General features: G+C 73.2%; 20 protein-coding genes and 1 pseudogene. 14 read left to right on the top strand and 7 right to left on the bottom strand.

The genetic code is table 11. From position 1 onward, the window contains the following. The first annotated feature begins 106 nt into the window (after window positions 1–106). Both AB0G02_RS04890 and AB0G02_RS04885 read left to right on the top strand, forming a co-directional pair. Window positions 107–535, top strand: coding sequence for a YciI family protein (locus AB0G02_RS04890; RefSeq protein WP_360789446.1), 429 nt, complete (start codon window positions 107–109; stop codon window positions 533–535). A gap of 66 nt (window positions 536–601) precedes the next feature. Next, window positions 602–1,843, top strand: coding sequence for an RNA polymerase sigma factor (locus tag AB0G02_RS04885; RefSeq protein WP_360789443.1), 1,242 nt, complete (start codon window positions 602–604; stop codon window positions 1,841–1,843). Here the strand turns inward: AB0G02_RS04885 and AB0G02_RS04880 are convergent. Beyond that, entirely contained in the window at window positions 1,840–2,721 is an 882-nt protein-coding gene (locus AB0G02_RS04880) for a DMT family transporter (protein ID WP_360789440.1), read from the bottom strand. The genes AB0G02_RS04885 and AB0G02_RS04880 overlap by 4 nt on opposite strands. 37 nt (window positions 2,722–2,758) lie before the next feature. On the opposite strand from AB0G02_RS04880, the gene AB0G02_RS04875 reads away from it, so the two are divergent. Both AB0G02_RS04875 and AB0G02_RS04870 read left to right on the top strand, forming a co-directional pair. After that, on the top strand, window positions 2,759–4,174 hold the full coding sequence (locus AB0G02_RS04875; protein WP_360789438.1) for a PLP-dependent aminotransferase family protein: 1,416 nt from the start codon (window positions 2,759–2,761) through the stop codon (window positions 4,172–4,174). A gap of 60 nt (window positions 4,175–4,234) precedes the next feature. Continuing rightward, a complete protein-coding gene (locus AB0G02_RS04870) occupies window positions 4,235–5,464 on the top strand; it encodes an MFS transporter (RefSeq protein WP_360789435.1) in 1,230 nt (409 codons plus the stop codon). On the opposite strand, the gene AB0G02_RS04865 is transcribed toward AB0G02_RS04870, so the two are convergent. Next, a complete protein-coding gene (locus tag AB0G02_RS04865) occupies window positions 5,461–6,132 on the bottom strand; it encodes an AraC family transcriptional regulator (RefSeq protein ID WP_360789432.1) in 672 nt (223 codons plus the stop codon). The genes AB0G02_RS04870 and AB0G02_RS04865 overlap by 4 nt on opposite strands. Window positions 6,133–6,187: 55 nt before the next feature. On the opposite strand from AB0G02_RS04865, the gene AB0G02_RS04860 reads away from it, so the two are divergent. Then, complete coding sequence (locus AB0G02_RS04860) at window positions 6,188–6,955, top strand: NAD(P)H-binding protein (protein ID WP_360789429.1); 768 nt, start codon at window positions 6,188–6,190, stop codon at window positions 6,953–6,955. On the opposite strand, the gene AB0G02_RS04855 is transcribed toward AB0G02_RS04860, so the two are convergent. Continuing rightward, on the bottom strand, window positions 6,940–9,660 hold the full coding sequence (locus tag AB0G02_RS04855; RefSeq protein WP_360789426.1) for an AAA family ATPase: 2,721 nt from the start codon (window positions 9,658–9,660) through the stop codon (window positions 6,940–6,942). The genes AB0G02_RS04860 and AB0G02_RS04855 overlap by 16 nt on opposite strands. Window positions 9,661–10,086: 426 nt before the next feature. Here AB0G02_RS04855 and AB0G02_RS04850 point away from each other — a divergent pair, with 426 nt between their 5' ends. From AB0G02_RS04850 to AB0G02_RS04835, 4 genes are all read left to right on the top strand, one after another. Further along, window positions 10,087–10,608, top strand: a complete 522-nt coding sequence (locus AB0G02_RS04850) for a hypothetical protein (protein ID WP_360789423.1) — start codon at window positions 10,087–10,089, stop codon at window positions 10,606–10,608. A 72-nt stretch (window positions 10,609–10,680) separates the two neighbouring features. Next, window positions 10,681–11,976 (top strand): PepSY domain-containing protein, encoded by a 1,296-nt coding sequence (locus tag AB0G02_RS04845; protein ID WP_360789421.1) that lies wholly within the window; start codon window positions 10,681–10,683, stop codon window positions 11,974–11,976. 113 nt (window positions 11,977–12,089) lie between these two features. After that, complete coding sequence (locus AB0G02_RS04840; protein ID WP_360789418.1) at window positions 12,090–13,226, top strand: MFS transporter; 1,137 nt, start codon at window positions 12,090–12,092, stop codon at window positions 13,224–13,226. 43 nt (window positions 13,227–13,269) lie between these two features. Next, window positions 13,270–14,442 (top strand): alginate lyase family protein, encoded by a 1,173-nt coding sequence (locus AB0G02_RS04835; protein ID WP_360789415.1) that lies wholly within the window; start codon window positions 13,270–13,272, stop codon window positions 14,440–14,442. Window positions 14,443–14,629: 187 nt separating this feature from the next. Here the strand turns inward: AB0G02_RS04835 and AB0G02_RS04830 are convergent, their stop codons facing one another. Then, window positions 14,630–15,931: an isocitrate lyase/phosphoenolpyruvate mutase family protein gene (locus AB0G02_RS04830; protein ID WP_360789412.1), complete on the bottom strand. Its 1,302-nt coding sequence runs from the start codon at window positions 15,929–15,931 to the stop codon at window positions 14,630–14,632. A gap of 64 nt (window positions 15,932–15,995) precedes the next feature. Here AB0G02_RS04830 and AB0G02_RS04825 point away from each other — a divergent pair, with 64 nt between their 5' ends. Then, entirely contained in the window at window positions 15,996–16,673 is a 678-nt protein-coding gene (locus tag AB0G02_RS04825) for a winged helix-turn-helix domain-containing protein (protein ID WP_360789409.1), read from the top strand. A gap of 9 nt (window positions 16,674–16,682) precedes the next feature. Here the strand turns inward: AB0G02_RS04825 and AB0G02_RS04820 are convergent, their stop codons facing one another. Both AB0G02_RS04820 and AB0G02_RS04815 read right to left on the bottom strand, forming a co-directional pair. Next, a complete protein-coding gene (locus AB0G02_RS04820; protein ID WP_360789406.1) occupies window positions 16,683–17,444 on the bottom strand; it encodes a protein phosphatase 2C domain-containing protein in 762 nt (253 codons plus the stop codon). 67 nt (window positions 17,445–17,511) lie between these two features. Then, complete coding sequence (locus tag AB0G02_RS04815) at window positions 17,512–18,552, bottom strand: ROK family protein (RefSeq protein WP_360789403.1); 1,041 nt, start codon at window positions 18,550–18,552, stop codon at window positions 17,512–17,514. A 52-nt stretch (window positions 18,553–18,604) separates the two neighbouring features. On the opposite strand from AB0G02_RS04815, the gene AB0G02_RS04810 reads away from it, so the two are divergent. The 3 genes and pseudogenes from AB0G02_RS04810 to AB0G02_RS04800 all read left to right on the top strand — a co-directional run bounded on the left by AB0G02_RS04810 (window position 18,605) and on the right by AB0G02_RS04800 (window position 20,775). Next, window positions 18,605–19,624 (top strand): Gfo/Idh/MocA family oxidoreductase, encoded by a 1,020-nt coding sequence (locus AB0G02_RS04810; protein WP_360789399.1) that lies wholly within the window; start codon window positions 18,605–18,607, stop codon window positions 19,622–19,624. Continuing rightward, a pseudogene (locus AB0G02_RS04805) lies at window positions 19,621–20,076 on the top strand (heme-degrading domain-containing protein); the annotation flags it as partial. The gene AB0G02_RS04810 and the pseudogene AB0G02_RS04805, both read left to right, overlap by 4 nt. Before the next feature lie 360 nt (window positions 20,077–20,436). After that, window positions 20,437–20,775 (top strand): hypothetical protein, encoded by a 339-nt coding sequence (locus tag AB0G02_RS04800; RefSeq protein ID WP_360789396.1) that lies wholly within the window; start codon window positions 20,437–20,439, stop codon window positions 20,773–20,775. Window positions 20,776–20,793: 18 nt separating this feature from the next. On the opposite strand, the gene AB0G02_RS04795 is transcribed toward AB0G02_RS04800, so the two are convergent. Then, window positions 20,794–21,900: a serine hydrolase domain-containing protein gene (locus AB0G02_RS04795; protein ID WP_360789393.1), complete on the bottom strand. Its 1,107-nt coding sequence runs from the start codon at window positions 21,898–21,900 to the stop codon at window positions 20,794–20,796. A gap of 266 nt (window positions 21,901–22,166) precedes the next feature. Between AB0G02_RS04795 and AB0G02_RS04790 the strand changes: the two genes are divergently transcribed. Beyond that, window positions 22,167–23,798, top strand: a complete 1,632-nt coding sequence (locus AB0G02_RS04790; protein ID WP_360789390.1) for a glycosyl hydrolase family 18 protein — start codon at window positions 22,167–22,169, stop codon at window positions 23,796–23,798. Window positions 23,799–23,828: the final 30 nt, after the last annotated feature.

Raw genomic sequence — 23,828 nt, 5'->3', positions numbered from 1 at the left:
AATATCTTCGGAAATTTCGGCCCGCCTGTCGATCCACGACCCCGCTCGTTCGTCGCACCAGTACGGGCCAGGATGGACCGGCTGACGAACGACCAGGGAGAACGACATGCGTTTCATGGTGATCGTGAAGGCGACCGAGGAGACCGAGGCCGGCGTGCAGCCGAGCGAGGAGATGCTCCGGGAGATGGGCGCGTTCAACGAGGAGCTGGTCAAGGCGGGCGTGATGCTCGCGGGTGAGGGCCTGCACCCCAGCTCCAAGGGTGCGCGGGTCTACTTCTCCGGTGACAAGCGCACCGTGGTCGACGGGCCGTTCGCGGAGACCAAGGAGCTGATCGCGGGTTTCTGGCTGCTGGAGGTCAAGTCGCTGGAAGAGGTCGTCGAATGGGTCAAGCGGGTGCCGAACCCCACCGGCGAGGAGTCCCAGATCGAGATCCGCCAGGTCTTCACCGAGGACGACTTCGTCAACGCGTCCGAGGAGATGAAGGAGCGCGAGCGCGAGCTGCGCGCCGCGTCCGAGGCCCGCACCAGGGGCTGACCGCCGGGCGGCGCACCGCACCCGCTTGCCGACGCGCATCGGTAGCTGATCTGATCCCGGGTCGTGATGGCTACCGATGCGCGTCGCGCGGTCGAGGCGGTGTGGCGCATCGAGTCCGCCCGCCTGATCGCCGGGTTGGCGCGGATGGTGCGCGACGTCGGGCTGGCCGAGGAGCTGGCCCAGGACGCGCTGGTCAGCGCACTGGAGCAGTGGCCTGAGCACGGCGTGCCGCGCAACCCCGGCGCGTGGCTGATGACGGCGGCGAAGAACCGGGCCGTCGACCTGATCCGGCGCGGCCGGAACTACCAGCGCAAGCTGGAGCAGATCGGCCGCGACACCGGGGCCGACCACGTGCCGGACGCCGGGGCGGCGGTCGGTGACATCGACGACGACCTGCTGCGCCTGGTGTTCACCGCGTGCCACCCGGTGCTGTCCACCGAGGCGCAGGTGGCGTTGACCCTGCGCCTGCTCGGCGGCCTGACCACCGACGAGATCGCCCGCGCGTTCCTGGTGCCCGAGGCGACCGTGGCGCAGCGGATCGTGCGGGCGAAGAAGGCGCTGGCCAAGGCGGACGTCCCGTTCGAGGTCCCGGCGGAGGACGAGCTGGACGCCCGGCTGGCGGCCGTGCTGGGCGTGATCTACCTGATCTTCAACGAGGGGTACTCGGCCACCGCGGGCGACGACTGGATGCGCCCGGCGCTGTGCGAGGACGCGGTGCGGCTGGCCCGCGTGCTGGCCGGCCTGATGCCGCGCGAGCCCGAGGTGCACGGCCTGGTGGCGCTGCTGGAGATCCAGTCGTCCCGGGCCAGGGCGCGCGTGGGGCCGAACGGCGAACCCGTGCTGCTGCTGGAGCAGAACCGGGCGCGCTGGGACCAGCTGCTGATCCGGCGCGGGCTGGCGTCGTTGGCGAGGGCCGAGTCGCTGGGCGGCGCCGGCGGACCGTACGCCCTCCAGGCGGCCATCGCCGCGTGCCACGCGCGGGCACGCGTGCCGGAGGACACCGACTGGACCCGCATCGCGGGCCTGTACGAGGCGTTGTCGCTGGTCGCGCCGTCACCGGTCGTGGAGCTGAACCACGCGGTGGCGATCGGGATGGCCTTCGGCCCGGAGGTCGGGCTGGAGCTGGTGGACGAGCTGGTGGACGAGCCCGCGCTGAAGGGCTACCACCTGCTGCCGAGCGTGCGCGGTGACCTGCTGGCCAAGCTGGGCCGCCACGCCGAGGCGCGGGAGGAGTTCGAGCGGGCGGCCGGGCTGACCCGCAACGAGCGCGAGCGCAAGCTCCTGCTGGACCGCGCCGCCGCCTGCTAGCGCCGTGCGCGGTCCAGCCGGATGCGCACCGCCAGACCCGCGCAGAGGACGACGGCCACCCCACCCGCCACGGTCGGCCAGGTCAGCTCCTCGTGCAGCAGGGACGCCGCCCAGGCGATGGTCAGCACGGGCTGGACCAGCTGCACCTGGCTGACCGTCGCCATCGGACCGATCGCCAGACCGCGGTACCAGGCGAAGAAGGCGAGGAACATGCTCACCACGGCCAGGTAGGCGAACGCGGCCCACTGCGCCGGCGTGCCCGACGGCGTCCGCCCGGCCACCGAGACGGCCACCAGCACGACCATCACCGGCGAGGACAGCACGAGCGCCCAGGACACCGTCTGCCAGGAGCCCAGCTCGCGGGCGAGCAGCCCGCCCTCCGCGTACCCGACCGCCACCGCCGCGACCGCGCAGAACAGCAGCAGGTCCGACCAGTGCAGCCGGCCGAACCCGCCGCCCTGCGCCGACGTGAACGCCAGCGCGGCGAGACCACCGGCCGCGGCCGTGACCCAGAACGCGGGCGGCGGTCGCTCCTGGCCGCGGACCACGGCCATGACCGCCGTCGCCGCCGGGACCAGCGCGATCACCACAGCGCCGTGACCGGCCGACGCGGTGGTCAGCGCGTAGGACGTCAGCAGCGGGAAGCCGAGCACGACACCGCCGGCGACCACGGCCAGCCGCCACCACTGCCGGCCGGTGGGTCGGGGCTGCCGGGTCAGGACGAGCGCGGCGGCGGCGAGCAGCGCCGCGACGACGGCCCGCGCGGAACCGACGAACAGCGGTGACAGGCTGCCGACGGCGACCCGGGTGAACGGCATGGTGAACGAGAACGCCACCACGCCCAGCAGGCCCCAGCCCAGACCCGTGCGAGATAGCACCACGGGTGCTTTCTCAGTAACGCTATCATGTGCCGACATGTCCAACGATAGCAGCGCACGCATCGTGGCCGGCCTGCGCGAGTGGATCGCGCAAGCGCCTCCCGGTGCCCGGGTCCCGTCCAACCGGGCGTTGATGGCGCAGTACGGCGCGAGCCCGGTCACGGTCCAGAAGGCGGTGCACGCGCTGAGCGCGCTCGGGCTGGTCGAGTCACGCCCCGGCGTGGGCACGTTCGTCCGCGCCACGCGGACCGTGCGGCCACCGGACTACACCTGGCAGACCGCCGCGCTGCGCCCGCCGCGGGCCCGCCTCCCCACCCTGGCCACGCCGCTGCGCGACAGCACGCCCGACGTGATCGGTCTGCACGCGGGCTACCCGGACCGCGAGCTGGTGCCCGCCCGGCTGGTGCGCGCCGCGCTCGGCCGTGCCGCCCGAGGTGACGCGGCGCTGGTCAAGTCGCCCACCGCCGGGCTGCCGGAGCTGCGGGCGTGGTTCGCCACCGAACTGGCCGAGGCCACCCCGAGCGGCGTCACCCCGCCCGCGCCGCGCGACGTCGTCGTGCTGCCCGGCAGCCAGAGCGGGCTCAGCTCGATCTTCCGCTCGCTGGTCGGCTCCGGTCGGCCGCTGCTCGTGGAGTCCCCCGGCTACTGGGGCGCGATCCTGGCCGCGGCGCAGGCCGGGGTGCGGGTCGTCCCGGTGCCCAGCGGGGCGGGCGGGCCGGACCCGGACGAGCTGGCGCGCGCGTTCGAGGAGACCGGGGCGCGGGTGTTCTACGCGCAGCCCAACTACGCCAACCCCACCGGCGCGCAGTGGTCGCCCCGGCTGGTCGAGCAGGTCCTCGACGTCGTCCGGGCGCACGGGGCGTTCCTCGTGGAGGACGACTGGGCCCACGACTTCGGCATCGACACCGCGGCCCGTCCCGTCGCGCCGCTCGACGACGCGGGCCACGTCGTCTACCTGCGCTCGTTGACCAAGAGCGTGTCGCCGGCCGTGCGGGTCGCCGCCGTCGTCGCCCGCGGTCCGGCGCGCGACCGCATCCTCGCCGACCGGGGCGCGGAGTCGATGTACGTGAGCGGGTTGTTGCAGGCCGCGGCGCTCGAAGTGGTCACCCAGCCGGGGTGGCGCACCCACCTGCGCGACCTGCGCCGCGCTCTGCGGGCGAGGCGTGACCTGCTGGTCGACAGCCTGGCCGAGCACGTGCCGGACGCGCACCTCGACCACGTGCCGCCCGGCGGGCTGAACCTGTGGGCCCGGCTGCCCGACGGCACCGACACCGACCGCCTGGCCCGCGACTGCGAGGCCGAGGGCGTGCTGGTGGTGTCCGGCGTCGAGTGGTTCCCCGCCGAGCCGTCCGGCTCCTTCATCCGGCTGAACTACGCGGGCCCGGCGCCCGACCGGTTCCCCGACGCCGCACGCCTCATCGGCCGGGCGCTGAACCGCTGGACGGACCGCTGAGGTGTCGGGGGCTCCCGGCGCGCGCGGGCGTTTGGGAGGCTGGCCGCGGGGGTGGTCGGCATGGCGGAGGGGAAGCTGCTCGGGCACCGGGGGTTCGCGCGGTTCTGGGCGGCCGACACGGTGTCGTTGGCGGGCGCGCACGTCACGACGTTGGCGTTGAAGACCATCGCGGTGCTGACGCTGGGCGCGTCCGCGACGGCGGTGGGCGCGCTCGACGCGGCACGCTGGTTGCCGTACCTGCTGTTCGGCCTGGTCGCGGGCGCGCTCCTGGACCGCCGCCGCAGGCTGCCCGTGCTGGTCGCGGCCGACCTGGGCCGCGCCGCCGTGCTGGCCCTCATCCCGGCGGCGGCCTTCACCGGCACGCTCACCATGCCGTTGCTGCTCGCGCTGGTGTTCGTGTTCGGGACGTTGTCCCTGTGCTACGACGCGGCGCACCAGTCGTTCCTGCCGCTGCTCGTGCCCACGGCGGAGCTCACCGACGCCAACGCCCGGCTGGAGCAGACCAGGGCCGCCGCGCAGGGCCTCGGTCCGCTCGGCGCCGGCGCGCTGGTCAAGCTGATCGGCGGACCGCTCGCGATCCTCGTGGACGCCGTCACCTACCTGGCGTCCGGGCTGGTGCTGGCCACCCTCCGCACGCCGGAGCGGCCGGTCCGCGCGGCGGAGCGCGACCTGCGCGCCGAGGTGCGCGAGGGCCTGCGGTGGGTCTACCGGCACGAGGTGCTGCGGCCGATGGCGCTCACCGGGCACGCGTGGTTCCTGTGCACGTCGATGGTCGGCGCGGTCTACACCGTGCTCGTGCTGGACGAGCTGGGCTTCGACCCGTTCCAGTTCGGCGTGACGTACGCCGTCGGCGGCGTCGGCGGGCTGATCGGCGCGTCGCTGTCCGGTCGAACGGGACGGCGGTTCGGGGCCGGGCCGGTGATCGTGGCGGCCCACTGGCTCACCCCCGTGGCCTACGCGCTGGTCCCGTTGGCCACGGCGAGCGCGAGCGGGTTCGCGCTGCTGTGCGCGGCGCAGTTCGTGTTCTTCCTGTCGATCGGCCTGGACGGGCCGCTGGAGATGGCCTACCGGCAGTCGATCACGCCGGACCGGTTGCAGGGCCGGACGAACGCCACCATGCGGTCGGTCAACCGGGGCGTGATCGTGTTCGGCGCGCTGCTCGGCGGGGTCCTGGCCGACCGGCTGGGCAACCGGGCGGCGTTGTGGGTCGCGGTGGCGGGCCTGGTGGTGCAGTCGGTCTGGATCACGTCGTCCGCCGTGGGGCGCCCCCGGGGCCAGCCCGACCGCTAGCAGTGGGTGGCGGCGGGCAGGTCGCCCGCCAGGTACGCGCCCGGCGGCACGCCCATCGTGGCCCGGAACTCCCGGCTCAGGTGGGCCTGGTCGTAGTAGCCCAGCTCCGCCGCCAGCCGCGCCCACCCGCCGCTCCCGCCCCGCGCCACCACCCGCCGCACCCGGTCGACGCGCGCGAACTGCTTGGGCGACAACCCGACCGCCCTGGTGAACAACGTCCGCAGGTGCCGTTCGCTGACGCCCAGCGCCAGCGCCGTCTCCGCCACGCCCCGCGTGCGCAGCAGCCGTGCCGCCGCGTGCACGAGGTCCGACCGCCTCGGGTCGGCCGACGCGACCCGGCTGAGCAGCGCCGACCGCAACGCGGCCACGTCGCCCACCGGCCGGCCCCACACCTCGCTCAACGGCACGGCCTGGTCGACCAGCTCGTCCACCGGCACGTCCAGCACCGCCTGCGCGCGGCCCGGCGTCAACCGCACGACCGTCCGCTGCGCCTGCCGCCCGACGCCGTAGCGGGCACGGGCGCGCGGCCCGACCACGAACGCGCCCTCCGACTCCGTGCACACGACCAGCGAGGTGGCCGTGTCCGGCGCGTGGACGTACGTGGTCTCGGTGAACGACTGGGTGCCGATCCCGGCCACCCACGGCCGCAAGCGCTCTTCCACGCCCACGACAACCACCGAAACGTCCAAGACGTTCCCGGCGCCCGCGGCCGAGACTCGTCCCATGTTGCTGATCACGGGTGCCACCGGCACCACCGGCCGTGAAGTCGTCCGCCTCCTCACCGACCGCGGGGTCGCCTTCCGCGCCATGTCCCGCACGCCGACCGGCGACCAGGTGCACGGCGACCACACCGACCCGGCGTCCCTGGACCGGGCCGTCGAGGGCGTGGACGCGGTGTTCCTGCTCGGTCCCGGCAGCGCCGACCTGCCCGCCTACGACCTGGCCGTGCTCGACGCGGCGAAGCGCGCGGGGGTGGCGAAGGTCGTGAAGCTGTCGTCGATCCCGATCGGCCCGGTCGCCGGGTGGCACCGGCCCGGCGAGGACGCCACCCGCTGGTTCCCGCGGTGGACGGTGCTGCGGCCGAGCGTGTTCGCGTCGAACTCGTTGCAGTGGGCGCCGCGGATCGCCGCCGGCGAACCCGTGCCGAACCCGATGGGCACGACCCGGCTCGGCGTCGTCGACCCGCGCGACCTGGCCGAGGTGGCGGTGGCCGCCCTGGTCGACGACCACCACGGCCGCACCTACACCCTCACCGGACCGGAACTGCTGGGCGTGCCCGAGCAGGTGGCCGTGCTGTCGGAGGTGCTGGGCCGCGAGCTGTCCACTGTGGACATCCCGCTGGAGAGCCTGCCCGCCGTGTACGCGGAGAGCCTGCGCGCGGTGCGCAGCGGCAACGACGCGTCGCTGCTGTCCGACGACGTGGCGGAAGTCCTGGGCCTCCCGCCGCGCACCTTCGCGACCTGGGCGCGGGAGAACTACCCGAAGCCCTGACGCAGGCCGCCGCCCACCGGACCGGTCGCCCGCGGGGTCGCGACACCCGTGACCCCGTGGGACAGGGCCTCCCGCGCGATGTCCATGCGCGACCGCACGCCGAGCTTCGCGAGCACGTGCGACACGTGCGTGGCGACCGTCCGCCCGGACAGGAACAGGCGTTCACCGATCTGCCGGTTCGACAGCCCGGACACCACCAGCTCGGTCACCTTCAGCTCCATCGGCGTCAGGCTCTCCCAGCCGTGCGTGGCCCGCCGGTGCTTGGCGTGCGGGCCGCGCCGGATGCCGAGCTCCCGCAACCGTGCCAGCAGGCGGGTCGAGTCCCAGTCCGCGCCGAGCTCCGCGTGCACGTCCACCGCGTGGCTCAACGCCGCCCGGGCCGAGGACCGGTCACCCGTCGCCGCGAACAGCTCCGCCGCCGCCGACAACGCCTTGGCCCGGAACAGCGGGCGGCCCGCCACCCGGTACTCCTCGGCCGCGCCCAGCAACCCGACCGGGTCGGCCGACACCAGCGCCCGGCAGTAGGCGGCGGACGCCCGGCGGTGCGGCACGTCCAGCTCGGCGGCCAGCGCCTCGGCGTGCGCGACCGCGGCCGAGGCGTCCTCGCCCACCTCCACGGCCAGCCGCACGAAGTCCGGCAGCAGGTCTTCCACGCACCCCCAGCCGGTGAGCGCGGACCACGCCTCGCGCACCCGTCCGGCCTGCTCCAGCTCCAGGCTCACGGCCAGCACCAACGCGCCGATCACGTGCCCTTCCAGCCCCGTGCCGGCCGCGTCGAGGTGCCGCCGCGCGCCCGCCGCGTCACCGCGGTGCAGGTGGATCAACGCTGCCACGCCGTGATCGCACCGCGACACCATCGGGTGCTTCAGGTCGTCGGAGAGGAGGTCGACGTCCACCAGCGCCTCGTCCCACCGGCCCGCGTCGAGCAGCAACTGCCCCAGCGCGCTCTGCGCCTGCCCGAGCCGCACGAGGTTGCCGACCTGGTCGGCGGCGTGCCGGACCACCTGCGCGGACGCGATGGCCTCCGCGCCCCGGTCCAGCTCGCCCAGCGTCACGGCCTGGTTGATCTGGAGCAGCAGCCGCAGGTCCGACGTCGCCGGCTCACCCATGGCCACCGCCAGCGCCCGGTCGAACAGCGGCAGCGCCTCGGCCATCCGGCCGCGCGCCATCGCCACGATCGTGAGCACGTGCAGGGCCCAGCTCCTGGCCCACCGGTCACCGTCGACCAGCGCGGACCGCGCGAGCCGTTCGGCGTCGTCCAGGTCACCGACGTCCCAGTGCGCGCGGGCCGCCACGACGAGCAGCCGGGCGCGGTCCGACGAGGCGAGGTCGGACGCCGACAGCGCGCGCTCCACCTCCACCAACGTCTCCGCCGAACGCCCGGTCATGCTGCGGCACTGCGCCAACGTCCAGAGCAGGTCCACGAGCGTCCCGTGCTCCAGCCCGGCCAGCGCGACGGCCTCCGCGCCGTGGTGGTCGCCCAACCGGAACCGGGCCTCGGCCAGGTGCGCCAGCAGCACACCGCGCCGCGCGCCGGCGTTCGGCGCGACCACGACCCGGGCGAACAGGTCCACCGCGGCCTCGGGCGCGTGCGCCACGAGCATCGAGCCGTGCACGACCAGCCAGTCCGCCGCCCAGTCGGGCATCCGGTCGTCGGCGGCGAGGAGCTGCCGGGTCACCCGGTCCACGCCCGCGCCCGTGTCGGCCAACGCTCGGGCCGCCTCGGCGTGCCACGCGCCCCGCGCCGCCTCCGGCACCTCGTCGTACAGGGCGGTGCGCACCAGCGGGTGCCGGAACGACAGGCCGGCCGTGCCGTCCACCAGCACGCCCGCGACGGTGGCCTCCTGCAACGCGGGCAGCAGCTCCACCACGCGCAGGCCGAGCACCGCGGCCAGGTCCGCGACCGGGAAGTCCATGCCGAGCAGCGCGGCGGCGACGAGCACCCGCCGCACGTCCGCGCCGAGGAACCCGATCCGGTCCGCGATGGCGGCCGACAGCGACGGCGGCACACCGGAGTCGAGCAGCCGGGCCGTGCCGGTGGCGTCGACCTCGACGGCCGAGCCCCGCAACAGCGCCTCGACCAGCTCGACCAGGTAGAGCGGGTTGCCGCCGGCGTCCTCCGCCAGCCGCGCCAACGCCTCGTCGGGCGTGCCACCGGCGAGCCTGCCGGTCAGCTCCACCACCGCGGTCGGTGCGAGGCGCGTCAACGGCAGCCGGGGCACGCCCTTGCGTAACGCGACTATGTCGTCCCGGCGCGGCAACGGCCGCAGCACGCCGATCAGCAGCAACGGCAGTTGCGGCACCAGCCCCGCGAGCCGCCGCCAGACCGTGATGCTCGCCTCGTCCGCCCACTGCAGGTCGTCCAGCACCAGCACCACGGGCCCGACGGCGCACAGGTCGTCCACGCGGGTCAGCAGGAGCTCGGCGGTGGCCGCGGCGCTCTGCGACCTGGCCACGGCGAGCGCGTCCAGCAGCGGCAGCAGCGGGAGGGGGCGGCCGAGCTCGTCGCCCGCGCCCCGGCACACCCGGAAACCCCGGGCCGCCGCCGCGTCGCACGCTGCGCGGACCAGCGCGGTTTTGCCGATCCCCGGTTCACCTTCCACGAGCAGCACGCTGCCCCGCCCCTGGGCCAGGTCGTCCACCAGCGCCAGGAGGCATCCCAGCTCGCGCTCGCGGCCTGCGAGACGCGGTGTGACGGCGCGCACACTCCGAGAATACTGCCCAGTAGCCAGGTTAACAAGATGTTACATTTTTTCCCAATTAACCTGGCTACCGCACATTTTGCAGTTTGTTCACGCCGATTACGCTGCACCCCGCCCCGGCTACTGCCACGGTAATCGCCGGAATTCCCCGACCCTGTCGACTGGAGAACGCATGCGAATCGGCCGAGTGATCGTCGCTGTCCTGGTGGTCGCCCTCTTCACGACTGCCGCGGACGTGGCCACCAGCCCGTTCGGTGGAATGCCCTACAACTGACCGGCGATATTCCAACCCAATCCGAAGATATTCCAACCGAGTTTGACCGGACCGTGAGGAACAGGGGTCGCCAGGACAACGGAGTCCGGCGAGCCCCGCCTCCGCGGCGCATTCGCCCTTCTTGCCGAGGGGTCGCGTCGCTAGGCTGCGCAAGCGTGGCACCGGCGCCGACCCGAGGAGCCGCGCGCGTCCTGCGCTGCGGCGCGGTCGGCCTGTCCACCGGTCTGCTGGCCGTGCTCGCCCACGCGAGCGGAGGCGGTCACCTGCCACCCCTGCCGCACGTGCTGGTGTTCGCGCTGGCGATCGCGTGGACGTGCGTGCCGCTGACCGACCGCCAACTCGGGTTCACCGAACTGCTCGGCCTGGTGGGCGTGGTGCAGGTGGCCGCGCACGTGTTCCTCGCCGTGCTGTCCCGGCACGAGCGCGACGTGCTGCCGCCGCCGGCCGTGCTGCTCGCCCACGTCGGCGCGACAGCGGTCGTCGTGGCGGCCCTGACGGGCTTCGAGCAGGCCGTGTTCCGGCTCGCCGCCGCCCTGGCGGCCGTGCTGCCGCGCAAGCTCGGCCCGGTCCCCGCGTTCGCGCCGCTGCGCATCCCGATCGCCGCGCACCCCCGGCAGCCGCTGTCGGAGGTGCTGCGCCGCCGCGCGCTGCCCCGCCGCGGCCCACCGCACTCCTAGGTACCGGCGCGTCCCCACCACCGTCCCGCTCCGGGACCGGTGGCACCCCTCCGCACCCAGGAGCCCTTCGCCATGACCGAGTCCTGGCGCGGCCTCGTGCTGCGCTTCCACTTCTACGCGGGCGTGCTCGTCGGCCCGTTCGTCCTCGTCGCCGCCCTGACGGGCGTCCTCTACGCCGCGACCCCCCAACTGGAGTCCCGGCTGTACTCCGACCAGCTCCGCGTACCCGCGTCCACCACGTCCGTACCGCTGTCGCAGCAGGTCAAGGCCGCGGTGGCGAGCCGTCCCGGCGACGCGCCGGTGGCCGTCCGACCGGCGCCCGAACCGGGTGCCACGACCCGCGTGCTGTTCGCCGCCGACGGCGACGCCCGCCCGACCGTGTTCGTCGACCCGGCGAACGGCGCGGTCGTCGGTGAGCTGATGACCTACGGCACCAGCGGCGTGCTGCCGCTGCGCACCACGATCGACTCGCTCCACCGCACCCTGCTGCTCGGGGAGCCCGGCCGGCTCTACAGCGAGCTGGCCGCGTCCTGGCTGTGGGCGGTGGCGCTGGGCGGCGTGTTCCTCTGGTTCAGCCGTCGCCGCGCGCAGCGGACCAGGCCCACGACCAGGCGGCACGCCACGCTCGGCCTGTGGGTGCTGGTGGGCGCGCTGTTCCTGTCCGCGACCGGCCTGACGTGGTCGACCTACGCCGGGGAGAACGTGGCCGACCTGCGTGCGGCGTTGAACTGGTCCACCCCGGCGCTCGCGGGCGGCGGCGACCACGCCGGGCACGACATGACCGACCCCATCCCGGCGTCACCGGGCGAGGTGGACTCCGTGCTGGCCACCGCCCGCGCCGCGGGCATCGACGCGGCGATGGTGGAGATCACCGTGCCGCCGATGGCCGGCATGGCGTGGAACGTCACCGAGATCGACCGCTCCTGGCCGACCCAGGTGGACGCGGTCGCGATCACCGCCGGTTCGGTCACCGACCAGGTGCGGTTCACCGACTACCCGGTGGCCGCCAAGCTGGCCCGGTGGGGCATCGACGCGCACATGGGCGTGCTGTTCGGCTGGCCGAACCAGCTCGTGCTGCTGGCCCTCGGGCTGGGGCTGGTGGCGCTGGTGGTGCTGGGCTACCGGGTGTGGTGGCTGCGCCGCCCGACCCGCGGGTTCGGCCGGCCGGTGCCGCGCGGGCAGTGGCGCAAGGTGCCGCGCGCGCAGCTGGTCGTCGTGCTGGTGGTGGCCGCCGCGGTGGGCTGGTTCGTGCCGCTGCTCGGCCTGAGCCTGGTGGCGTTCCTGCTCGTGGACGCCGTGGTGGGCAGGCGCTCGCGGCGGGCGGGCGGCGCTTCGCCGGTCACCGGTGACGAGGTCGTGGCCGGGTAGGCCGTGACCGGCTGAAATGGGGCGACAGCCGGGTCGGGGGCGGGTTAGCGTGGGGCGTGCGCTTCGGTTGACGCCCCCTACCGCCCCCGGCCCGGCCGCTCGCCCGCCTCGCGGTGGGGTGGGCCGTCCTGGCCGACACCGTGCCGATCTACCCGCTGTACGCGCTGCTGTTCGTGGCCACCGGGTTGTCGGACGTCGAGGTCTCCGCGCTGTTCGCGATCTGGTCGGCGGTCGCGGTCGTGGCGGAGGTGCCGCTCGGCGCGTTCGCGGACCGGTTCTCGCGGAAGTGGTCGGTCGTCGCGGCCGGCGCGTGCCAGGCGGCGGGGTACGCGGTGTGGGCGCTGCTGCCCGGGTTCGCCGGTTTCGCGGCGGGGTTCGTGCTGTGGGGCGTGGGCGGCGCGCTGTCGTCCGGCGCGCTGGAGGCCCTGCTGCACGACGGCCTGGCCGCGGTCGGCGCGTCCGCGCAGTTCGGGCGGGTGCTCGGCCGCGTCACGGCGGTCGGCCTGCTGGCCCAGGTCCCGGCCGCGCTGCTGGCCACCGCGCTGTTCTCGGTCGGCGGCTTCGCGCTCGCCGGGTGGGTGAGCGTGGCGACGTGCCTCGGCGCGGCCCTGGTGGCGACCCGGCTGCCGGAGACGCCGCGACCGGAACCCGAGAGCTACCTGGCCGCGGTGCGGTCCGGCCTGTCGGAGACCGCGCGGGTGCCGGGCGTGCGGTCGGTGGTGCTGGTCGTGGCGGCGCTGGCGGCGATCGACGCGGTCGAGGAGTACTTCCCGCTGATCGCGGCGGACTGGCGGGTGCCTCCGGCGTGGGTGCCGGTGGCGACGCTGGCGATCCCGCTGGCCGGTGCCGCCGGTGCCGCGTTGGGAGGTGGCGCGTCCGGTGGCAGGCGGCTGCCGTTGGGCTTGCTGCTGGGTGGTGCGGCGGTGCTGCTGGGCGTGGCGGGCGTGGTCGGGCACCCGGCGGGGCTCGTGGTGGTCGCGCTGTTCTACGGCGCGTACCGGCTGGTGTGGGTGAGCGCGGAAGCCCGGTTGCAGGCCCGGATCACGGGTGACGCGCGGGCGACCGTGACCTCGGTGGCGGGGCTGGGCGGTGAGGTGTTCTCGTTCGCCGTGTACGCCGGGTGGGTGATCGGCGGGGTCGTCGCCGTGGCGGTCCTGGTGCTCGTGCCCGCCGTGCTCCTGCCTTTCGCGCTGCACGGTCGGGAGCGCGCCCGGCCGGAACCGGACGACGTGGTCGTTTCACCACCGTGAACGATGTTGACGCCTGTGGTCCAGACCACACAAACTCCGTTCCATGCGTGGGAAATCGGTTCTCTCCGCCGCCCTGATGGCGGTCAGCCTGGTGGTCGTGGTGCCGTCCCAGTCGTCGGCGGCACCGGCCACGTTCACCCACCCCGGGGTGCTGGTGAGCAAGCCGCAGCTGGACTTCGTGCGCGCCAAGGTCAACGCGGGCGCGCAACCGTGGCGCGGCGCGTACGACCAGATGCTGGCGCACCCGTTCGCCTCGCTGTCCCGCGTGCCGAAGCCGCGCGCGGTGGTGGAGTGCGGGTCCTACTCCAACCCCAACTACGGGTGCACCGACGAGCGCGAGGACGCGTTGGCCGCGTACACGCTGTCGTTGGCGTGGTACGTGACGCGGGACGACCGCTACGCGGCCAAGGCGATCGAGATCATGGACGCGTGGTCGGCCACCATCCGGGACCACACCAACACCAACGCGCCGTTGCAGACCGCGTGGGCGGGCTCGTCGTGGCCCCGTGCGGCCGAGATCATCAAGCACGTGTACGGCAACTGGCCGAACTCGGGCCGGTTCGCCACCATGCTGCGGGACGTCTACCTGCCGGAGGTCGTCAACGGCCGCCCGGCGACGAACGGCAACTGGGAACTGTCCATGATGGAGGCGACCATCGGGATCTCGGTCTTCCTGGAGGACCGGGCCGTGTACGACAAGGCGGTGTCGATCTTCCGCACCCGGGTGCCCGCCTACGTCTACCTGACCACGGACGGCGCGCTGCCCCGCACGCCGCCGGGCAGCGGCATCGACACCCGGGACGAGATCATCTCGTACTGGCAGGGCCAGTCGACGTTCGTGAACGGCCTGTCGCAGGAGACGTGCCGGGACTTCACCCACACCGGTTACGGCCTGGCCGCCGCCGCGCACATCGCGGAGACCGCCCGGCACCAGGGCCAGGACCTCTGGGGCGAGGTGGGCGAGCGCCTGCGCCACGCCTACGGCCTGCACGCCAAGTACCAACTGGGCGTCGAGCCCGTGCCGTCGTGGCTGTGCGGCGGGTCGTTCAAGCAGGCCCTCGGCCCGACGACCGAGGTCGCGTTCAACGCCCTGCACACCCGCCTGGGCATCGCGATGACCAACACCCAGGCGCTGACCGAGCGCCAGCGCCCGGCCGGCACCGACCGCCTGTTCATCGGCTGGGAGACCCTGACCCACGCCGCCAACCCCAGCTGACCCCCTCGCGAGAGTCCTACCTCCACGACGCGAGAGTCCTACGTCCACGACGCGAGAGTCCTACGTTCAGCACGCGAGAGTCCTACGTTCGGAGCACCTGAGTTCAACACTCGGCATACCGGTTGGTCGGTCGAATGTTCAACTCAGGGTGCGTGAACGTAGGACTCTCGCGCTACGAACGTAGGACTCACGGGGTGGTCAGGGATTGGGTCTCGGCGTAGGTGGGGATGCCGGTCGGGGTCGGTGCGCCGGAACGGACGGCTTCGGCGGTGCGGACGGTCTCGGCCAGGGCGGCGCGGAACAGCAGCGAGCCGGTGCTCACCCGCCGCACGCCCAGGTCCCGCAGGGTGTGGGTGGGCAGGCCGGGCAGCACGTTCAGCGGCACGGGGATCGCGGCCACGGCGGCGGCGATGTCGTGCTCCTCCGCGAGGCCCGGGATGAACACGCCGTCGGCCCCGACGTCGACGTACGCCCGTGCGCGGGACAGGGTCGACTCGCGGTCCACGCCCAGCCAGTGCGTGTCGACCCGGGCGTTGACGAACAGCCCCGGCGCGGCCTCCTTGAACGCCCGCACGATCGCCGCCTGCTCCGCCGGGTCGGCCAACCCCGACCCACGCCCGTCCTCCACGTTCACCCCGGCCACGCCGAGCTCCCACAGCTCCGCCGCCAACACCCGCACGTCACCGCCGAACCCGGCCTCGACGTCCACGGTCACCGGCACGGGCAGCCGCACCAACGACCGCGCCAGCGCCACGGTCTCCTCCCGCGCCACCCCGGCCGCGTCCGGCAGGCCGTGCGCCGCCGCCACGCCCAGGCTCGTCGTGCCGACCGCCGTGAACCCGGCCCGCACCAGGGCCGCCCCGGACGCGAAGTCCCACGCGTTCGGCAGCACCAGGAAGTCCTCGTGCATCCGGTGGAACGCCCGCGAGCCCTCCGCCATCGCCAACGCGTGCGCCCGCCCCGGGCACGCGTGCCGCCCCGCGCCGAACCACGCGACCAACCGGCCCCCCTCGACCACCGCGCCGTCCGGCGCGACCCGCCGCGTCACTGGCACCGGCGGCTCGACCCCCGCGATCAACGCCCGCGTCGCGTCGCACGCCTGCACCAGCAGCCCGATCCGGTTGGCCGTCTCCTCGTCCCACGTCCCGCCGCACGCGGCCACCAGCCGGGCCACCGCCTCGTCGGCCTCGGGGGTCGCGGTGACGTGCGGCTGGTAGCACGCGGCCAACAGGGCCACGTCCGACGCGACCGACCGCGGCAGCCCCAGCGCCTCCGCCAGCACCGCCACCGGCGTGCCCGGCCGCCGCACCGACCCCGGATCCACAGTGGACAACATCCGCTCGACCGACGCGCGCCGCCGCGCGTGGTCCGGCCCCTCGCTGAACCGCGCCACCCCAGCCCGCAACCACGCCACCCCGGACCCCGCCGAGGGCACCGGGGGCACCGGGTAGGCCTCATCCGACAGGACCGCGTCCGACAGAACAGTCATGCGGTCAACGTAGGCCGCCGTCGCTTCGGCGCGGACCGAACTGTCCGGGGCGCACAATGGTCCCGTGGCAGCAGACGAACTGGCGGACCTGGCCGCCTTGCTGGCCGACCGCAGCCGGGCCCGGTTCCTGCTCGCGCTGATGGACGGCCGGGCGTGGACGTCGGGCGAGCTGGCCGACGCCGCCGAGGTCGCGCCCTCGACCGCCAGCGAGCACCTGACCCGGCTGGTCCGGGGAGGTCTCCTGGTCGAACGCCGGCAGGGCCGCCACCGCTACGTCCAGCTGGCGGGCCCGAAGCAGGCGCGGCTGCTGGAAGACCTGCTCGGCTACCTGGGCCCGACCGAGCCGGCCAAGCGCACGCTCCGCGCCGCCGCCGCCTCGCAGGCCCTCCGCCGCGGCCGCACGTGCTACGACCACCTGGCCGGACGCCTGGGCGTGGCCATCACGGACGCCATGACGACCCGCGGCCTGCTCACCGAGGACCTGGCGGTCACCGACGACGGCCTCACGTGGCTGCGGGACGAGCTCGCGTTCACCCCACCGACCACCCGCCGTCCGCTGGCCAAGGCGTGCCTGGACTGGACCGAGCGCCGCTCGCACCTCGCCGGCACGGTGGGCGCGCACGTCTGCGCCCACCTGCGCGACCGGGACTGGGTGCGCGGTGTCGGCACGGGCCGGGCCGTGCGCCTCACCCCCGCGGGCGAAGCGGCACTGCACGACCTGCTCGGCGTCTCGGTGGCCTGACGGGGTGCTCTAGCCCTCGGTGCGCGGCGCGAGCCAGGCCGGGCGCCACGACGAGTTGCCCGTCGGCACCACGTCGACCACGACGCAGGTGATGTTGTCCGGTCCGCCGCCCGCGTTGGCCGCCTCGATCAGCGCCCGCACGGTCTCCTCACCGTCCTCCGACGCGGTCAGCAGCGCGGCGATCTCCGGCGCACCCACGACGTCGGACAGGCCGTCCGAGCAGATCAGGTACCGGTCGCCCGCCTCGACGTCCTGGAAGAACAGGTCCGGGTCGTGCGCGCTCCCCGCCTGCAGCGCCCGCATGAGCATGGACCGGCCGGGGTGCTCGGCGGCCTGCTCGGCGGCCATCCGCCCGTCGTCCACCAGCGCCTGGACCATGGTGTGATCCCGGGTGATCTGGGTCAGCCCGGCCTCGCGGACGACGTAGCAGCGCGAGTCACCGATGTGCCCGACGGCGAACCGCTCGCCGTCCCACAGCAGCGCGGTGAGCGTGGTGCCCATGCCGCGCATGTCGAAGTTCTCCTCGGCCAGGTCGGTCAGCCGGATGGCGATCTCCCGGGCCGCGCCGGCCAGTTCACCGAGTGGGTCGTCGGCATCCACGTCGAGGTCGGCCAGCACCGCCACCGCGATCGAACTCGCCACTTCACCGTACGCGTGCCCACCCATGCCGTCTGCGACGGCGAACAGGCGTTCGCTGAAGTACACGGAGTCCTCGTTCGCTTCACGGCGCAGGCCGGGGTCGGTGCCGACGGCGTACCGGAGCGCATACATGCCGCACAGTGAATCACCCGCACGGGTGCCCGTGAGCAGGGCATGTCCAATCCGGTCGGGAACGCGGTCAGCGAGGACGGCCGTAGAACTCGCTCAGGACGAGCATCGCCGCCCCCGCCGCGACCACGTCATCCCCCAACGGGGTGATCGACACGTCCACCGGGAGCCACTCGTCCTTGGGCAGCCGGGCGCGCACGCCGTCGAGGTAGGCGGAGGGTTCCGCGAGCACCGCGCGGCCGGCCAGCACCACGTGGTCGATGTCGAGCAGCTGCACGAGGTCGGCCACGGCCACACCCACGATGGACGTCGCCTCGACCAGGTCGCCCCGCGCGGCGGCGAGGTTGTGCAGCGCCTCTATGCACCCGCTGCGCCCGCACACGCACGGCGGCCCGTCGAGCTGGAGGGTGGTGTGGCCGTACTCGCCCGCGTTGGTGCGCACGCCCCGGTGCACCCGGCCGTCGAGCAGCATCCCGATGCCGAGCCCGGTGCCGACGAGCACGAGCACCGCGTCGCGCAGCTGCTCGCCGCGCCGCCACGCCTCGGCCACGACCGCCGTGTTGGTGTCCTTGTCGAGCACGACCGGCAGTCCGAGGCGCTGCTCGGCCAACGCGCGCAGCGGCACGTCGTGCCACGCGGACAGGCCGGTCGGGTAGTGCACCACGCCGGTGCGGTGGTCCAGGGGGCCGACGAACCCGATGCCGACGCCGAGCAGCCGTTCACTGCGCAGGCCGTCGACCAGCCGGTTCAGCTCCTCCACGAACGTCGGCGGGTCGAAGTCGCGCGGCAGCGGGGCGACCGCGCGGTCCAGCACGGTGCCCGCGAGGTCGGTGAGCACGACGCGCAGCTCGTCCCGCTCGACCTGGGCCCCGAGGGCGAGCCTGCTGTCCGCGACGAGCTTGAGCAGGGTGCGCGGCTTGCCGACGCCCACGTTGCGCGTGCCGGACTCGACCAGCAGGCCGTCACCGATGAGCCTGCTCACCACTTTGGACACCGCCTGCGGCGTGAGCCCGCTGCGGTCGGCGAGCTCGACCCGGGTCACCGCCCCGGACCTGGCCAGCCCGAGCACCACCGCGTCGTTGTACCCCCGCAGGAAGCGCAAGTTGGCCACGGCTCCATCATCGCACCTGGCTTTTACTACACACCGTTGTTTTAATCAGGGCATGCCTCTCCGCACCGGACTGCTCGGCTACGGCATCGCCGGCCGGGTGTTCCACGCACCGCTGATCGCCGCGACACCCGGCTTGGAGCTCAGCGCCGTCGTCACCGCCGACCCGGACCGGCGGGCGCACGCCGAGGCCACCTACCCCGACGCGACCCTGCCGCGCACCGTCGAGGAGCTGTTCGAGCTCGAACTGGACCTGATCGTGGTCGCCACTCCGAACCGCACCCACGTGCCGCTGGCGCTGGCGGCGATCGAGGCGGGCCTGCCGGTCGTGGTGGACAAGCCGTTCGCGACGACGTCGGCCGACGCCCGGCGGGTGTTGCAGGCGGCGCGGTACCGGCGCGTGCCGGTGACGGTGTTCCAGAACCGGCGGTGGGACAGCGACTTCCGCACGCTGCGGGCGCTGCTGGACGAGGGCGCGCTGGGCACGGTGGCGCGGTTCGAGTCGAGGTTCGAGCGCTGGGTGCCGGACGTCTGGGACAACTGGCGCGAGTTCGGCGCACCCGAGGAGGCCGGCGGGCTGCTCTACGACCTCGGCGCGCACCTGGTCGACCAGGCGTTGGAGCTGTTCGGCCCGGTGTCGACCGTGTACGCCGAACTGGACCTGCGGCGACCGGGCGTCCAGGTCGACGACGACGTGTTCGTGGCGTTGACGCACGTCAGCGGGGTGCGCTCGCACCTGTGGGCCAGTGCCGCCGCGCCGGACCACGGCCCGCGGTTCCGGGTGCTCGGCTCGACCGGCGCGTACGTCTCGCACGGCCTGGACCGCCAGGAGGACGCCCTGGCCGCCGGGAAGCCCTTTAGTGATTTGTCGACATCGGCCCGGGTGGGGTTGCTGGACGGGGCCGAGGAGGTCCTGGGCCTGCCCGGCGCCTACTCGGAGTTCTACCGACTGCTGGCCGAGGCGTTGACCGACGGCGGCCCGCTGCCGGTCGAGCCGGAGTCGGCGGTGCGCGCGCTGGAAGTGATCGAGGCGGCGTTCACCTCCGCCCGGACCGGACAGGTGGTCTCGCTGTGAGCTTGCTGGAGACGTTGGCCGAGCAGGAGTCCCGGCTGGTGTTCACGTCGTTCGACAACGAGGTGGCGCTGGCGCTGGGCGCGTTCCTGCTCCAGGCCGCCCGCGACCGGTCGTTGCCGGTGACGATCTCGGTGCGGCGTGGGCGGCAACGCCTGTTCCACGCCGCGCTGCCCGGCACCTCGGCGGACAACGACGAGTGGATCGACCGCAAGAGCCGGGTGGTCGACCGGTACGCCCAGAGCTCCTACCGCGTCGGTGAGAGCTTCCGGGCGAACGGCAAGACGTTCGAGTCGGACTCCCTCCTGGACCCCGCCCGCTACGCCGCGCACGGCGGCGTGTTCCCGGTGAACGTCGCCGGCGTCGGCATGGTGGGCACCGTCGGCGTCTCCGGCCTGCCCCAGGCCGAGGACCACGCGTTCGTCGTCGAGCAGGTGGAGAAGTTCCTGACCTCGACCACCCCGGCCACCTCCGGCACCACCGCCGGCCCCGCTGCCACCCCCGGCCCCGCTGCCACCACCCCCTCCCTCGCGGCCACCACGTCACCCTGACCACCGGGTGCGGCGGCTGCCGCCCAGCCACCGCGCCCCTCCCACCCGACGCGTCCTGCCCCCGGACGTCGTCGGACCAGGCGGTGAAGGGTTTCCCACCCACCCCGGGAAGCCCTTCACCGCCTTATTCTTCGTCCGCAATTCGACGGTCGGCCACCGGGCACGAGTCGCCCGAAAGGACGCGCCCGTCCCCTACAAGCACGGATTCGAATTACCGGGTCCGCTGCTACGCTTCTCCGGAGAACGGCCTGACGAGGAGCGGTCATGGCTTTGATCCAGAAGAGCTTCGACTCCTATCTCATCTACTACCGCAGCGGTCCCGACGCGGCCGGACCGTGGGCGGGCGGTTACCGCGTCATGATCAATTGCTATTCATCGAATTCGTACGTCGGCGGATTCCGCTTCCTGGCGGACGGATTGCCCCTGCCGGCCAACACGGGCACCTCCTCCAGCATCGAGCTGCACTTCCACCTCGCCCAACTCCGCGACATCCTCGCGATCCTCCAGTACGAAAAACCGCTGCACCTCAACTTCTACGACGACACCCTGGTCGGGATCCTGTCGACCACGACCGAGCCCGTGGGTGAGCAGGAAGGCGTGTGAGCCCACCTCAGCCGGCGGTCAGCAGAACACCTCGTTCAGCATCTCCTGGAGGCCGGCGACCTCACCGGGGTCGGGGGCGGACGTCAGGGACGCCGTCAGCCGGGTCTTGGTGTCCGGCGTGCTGACCATCAGGCTGTTGTAGCCGGGGATGCTGCCGCCATGACCCCAGACCGTCACGCCGCACGGCAGTTCGGTCGCCTCGAAGCCCAGGCCGTACCCGTTGCTGAACGGCAGGGTCGAGGTCAGCTCCCGCTGCTGCTCCGGGCGGAGCAGGCGGCCGTCCAGCAGCGCGTCCACGAACCGGTCCAGGTCCGCCGTCGTGGAGACCATCTCGCCCGCCGCGTACGCGACCGAGGGGTTGATCTCCGTGATGTCGACGACCTCGCCGCCCGCCCGGACGTAGCCGTGCGCGTGCGGACCGGGCACCTCGGTGCGGGTGCCGGGGACGGACGTCGAGCCCAGCCCCAGCGGCCGCAGGACGCGCTGCGCCACCGCCACCTCGTACGGCCGGCCGGTGACCTTCTCCACCAGCAACCCGGCGACGACGTAGTTGGTGTTGGAGTAGCGCCAGTCGGTGCCGGGCTCGAAGTCGAGCGGCCGGGCCGTGGACAGCGCCACCAACTCGGCGGGCGTCCACGTCTTGTACCGGATGCCCAGGAAGCCGTCCGGGGTCAGCGGCAGCGCGGACGAGTAGCTGTAGAGGCCGCTGGTGTGCTGCAGGAGGTTCCGCACGGTGATCCGGTCGCCCGCGGGCAGCAGGCCCGGCAGGTACCGCTGCACCGGCGCGTCCAGGTCGACCTTGCCCTCACCGACCAGTTGCAGGACGACGGTCGACACGAACGTCTTGGTGATGCTGCCGACCCGGAACCGGCCGTCGGTCGGCACGGGACGCGACGAGTCGACGCGCGCCGTGCCGCTGCGGGCGGTGAACTGGTGCCGCCCGTCGGTGATCCGGACCTGCACCCCCTGCGCGCCCGTCCGCGTCATCTCGTCCAACGCCTGCTGGACGACCTGCCGGTCGATGCGACCGGCTCCCTCGGCGGACGGCTCGGCCACCGCCGTTCCCCCGATGCCCACGGCCGCCAGACCCACCACGGCGACCAGGGCGATACACCTCTTGACCATCGACGCTCCCTCGCTCGAACCCGTCGAGTCCCCCTCGACGGGTTCGAGTCTGGTCACCGGACGGCGGTCGCACGTCGGACCGTGGTCTCAGTGCGGGTCAGACTTTCGGCCAAGCGACCCTTAGTGGTCCCCGACCTTCGGAACCGGTTCCGAAGGGTTTCGCACTAGTCCGTTCGAGTGACGACAATGGTCTAGACCTTGACCGTGAAGTGGTCTGAACCACATGGTGACCTCAACCCTGCACTCCTTTCCTGACAAGGAGCACGATGTCCAAGATCCGATGGCATGTCACAGCGTTGTTCGTGGCGGTCGCCACGTTGGTGGTGGGGCTGGTCGTCGCGCCCGCGGCCAGCGGTGCGGGCGGCGTCTCGGCCACCTTCAGCAAGGGCTCGGACTGGGGCACCGGCTACGAGGGCAAGTACACGATCAAGAACGGCGGGACCTCCGCTTTGTCCTCGTGGACGGTGGAGTTCGACCTGCCCACCGGGCACAAGATCAGCTCGGTCTGGGACGGCTCCTACACCGCCAGCGGCCAGCACGTGACGGTCAAGAACACGTGGAACGGCAGCGTCGGCGTCGGCGCGTCGGTGAGCTTCGGCTTCAACGTGACCTACTCCGGCACGTTCAGCGGGCCGGCCAACTGCAAGCTGAACGGCGCGTCGTGCGACGCCGGCGGGACCAACCCGACGACGACCACCACGACGACCACGACGACCACGAGCACCACCACGACGTCCCCTACGGGTCCGACGACGACCACCACCTCCAACCCGCCGGTCGGTTCGCGCAAGAACCTCGGCTACTTCACCCAGTGGGGCGTCTACGGCCGCCAGTACTACGTGAAGAACATCCACACCTCCGGCTCGGCCGCGAAGCTGACGCACATCAACTACGCGTTCGGCAACGTGCAGAACGGCCAGTGCACCATCGGTGACGCCTACGCCGACTACGACATGGCGTACACCGCCGCGAACTCCGTGGACGGCGTCGCCGACACGTGGGACACCGGCGCGCTGCGCGGTTCGTTCAACCAGCTGCGCAAGCTGAAGAAGATGTACCCGAACATCAAGGTGCTGTGGTCGTTCGGCGGTTGGACCTGGTCCGGCGGCTTCGGCCAGGCGGCCCAGAACGCGGCCGCGTTCGCCGACTCCTGCTACAAGCTGATCGAGGACCCGCGCTGGGCGGACGTGTTCGACGGCATCGACATCGACTGGGAGTACCCGAACGCCTGCGGCCTGACCTGCGACACGACCGGCTTCGGCTCGTTCAAGACGCTGATCCAGGCCCTGCGCAGCCGGTTCGGCTCGAACAACCTGGTGACCGCGGCCATCACGGCCGACGGCTCGAACGGCGGCAAGATCGACGCGGCCGACTACGGCGGCGCGGCGCAGTACCTCGACTGGTACAACGTCATGACCTACGACTACTTCGGCGCGTGGGCGGCGCAGGGCCCGACGGCTCCGCACTCCCCGCTGACCTCGTGGTCCGGCATCCCGACGGCCGGGTTCAACACGGACGCGGCGCTGCAGAAGCTCAAGGGCAAGGGCGTCCCGGCGAGCAAGCTGCTGCTCGGCATCGGCTTCTACGGCCGCGGCTGGACCGGCGTCACGCAGTCGGCCCCGGGCGGCACGGCCACCGGCGCGGCGCCGGGCACGTACGAGGCGGGCATCGAGGACTACAAGGTCCTCAAGACCAAGTGCCCGGCCACCGGCACGATCGCGGGCACGGCGTACGCGCACTGCGGCAACGAGTGGTGGAGCTACGACACCCCGGCCACCATCGGCGGCAAGATGAGCTACGCCAAGGCCCAGGGCCTGGGCGGCGCGTTCTTCTGGTCGCTCGACGGTGACACCTCCAACGGCGAGCTCATCACCGCGATGGGCAACGGCCTCAAGTAGCACGACCCGGCACCGAAGGGCCCTGCGGGC

The sequence above is a fragment of the Actinosynnema sp. NPDC023658 genome (assembly GCF_040639995.1).
Lineage (GTDB): Bacteria > Actinomycetota > Actinomycetes > Mycobacteriales > Pseudonocardiaceae > Actinosynnema.
Note: the sequence above shows the minus strand (reverse complement) of the source record. Positions and strands in the feature narration are given on the sequence as shown.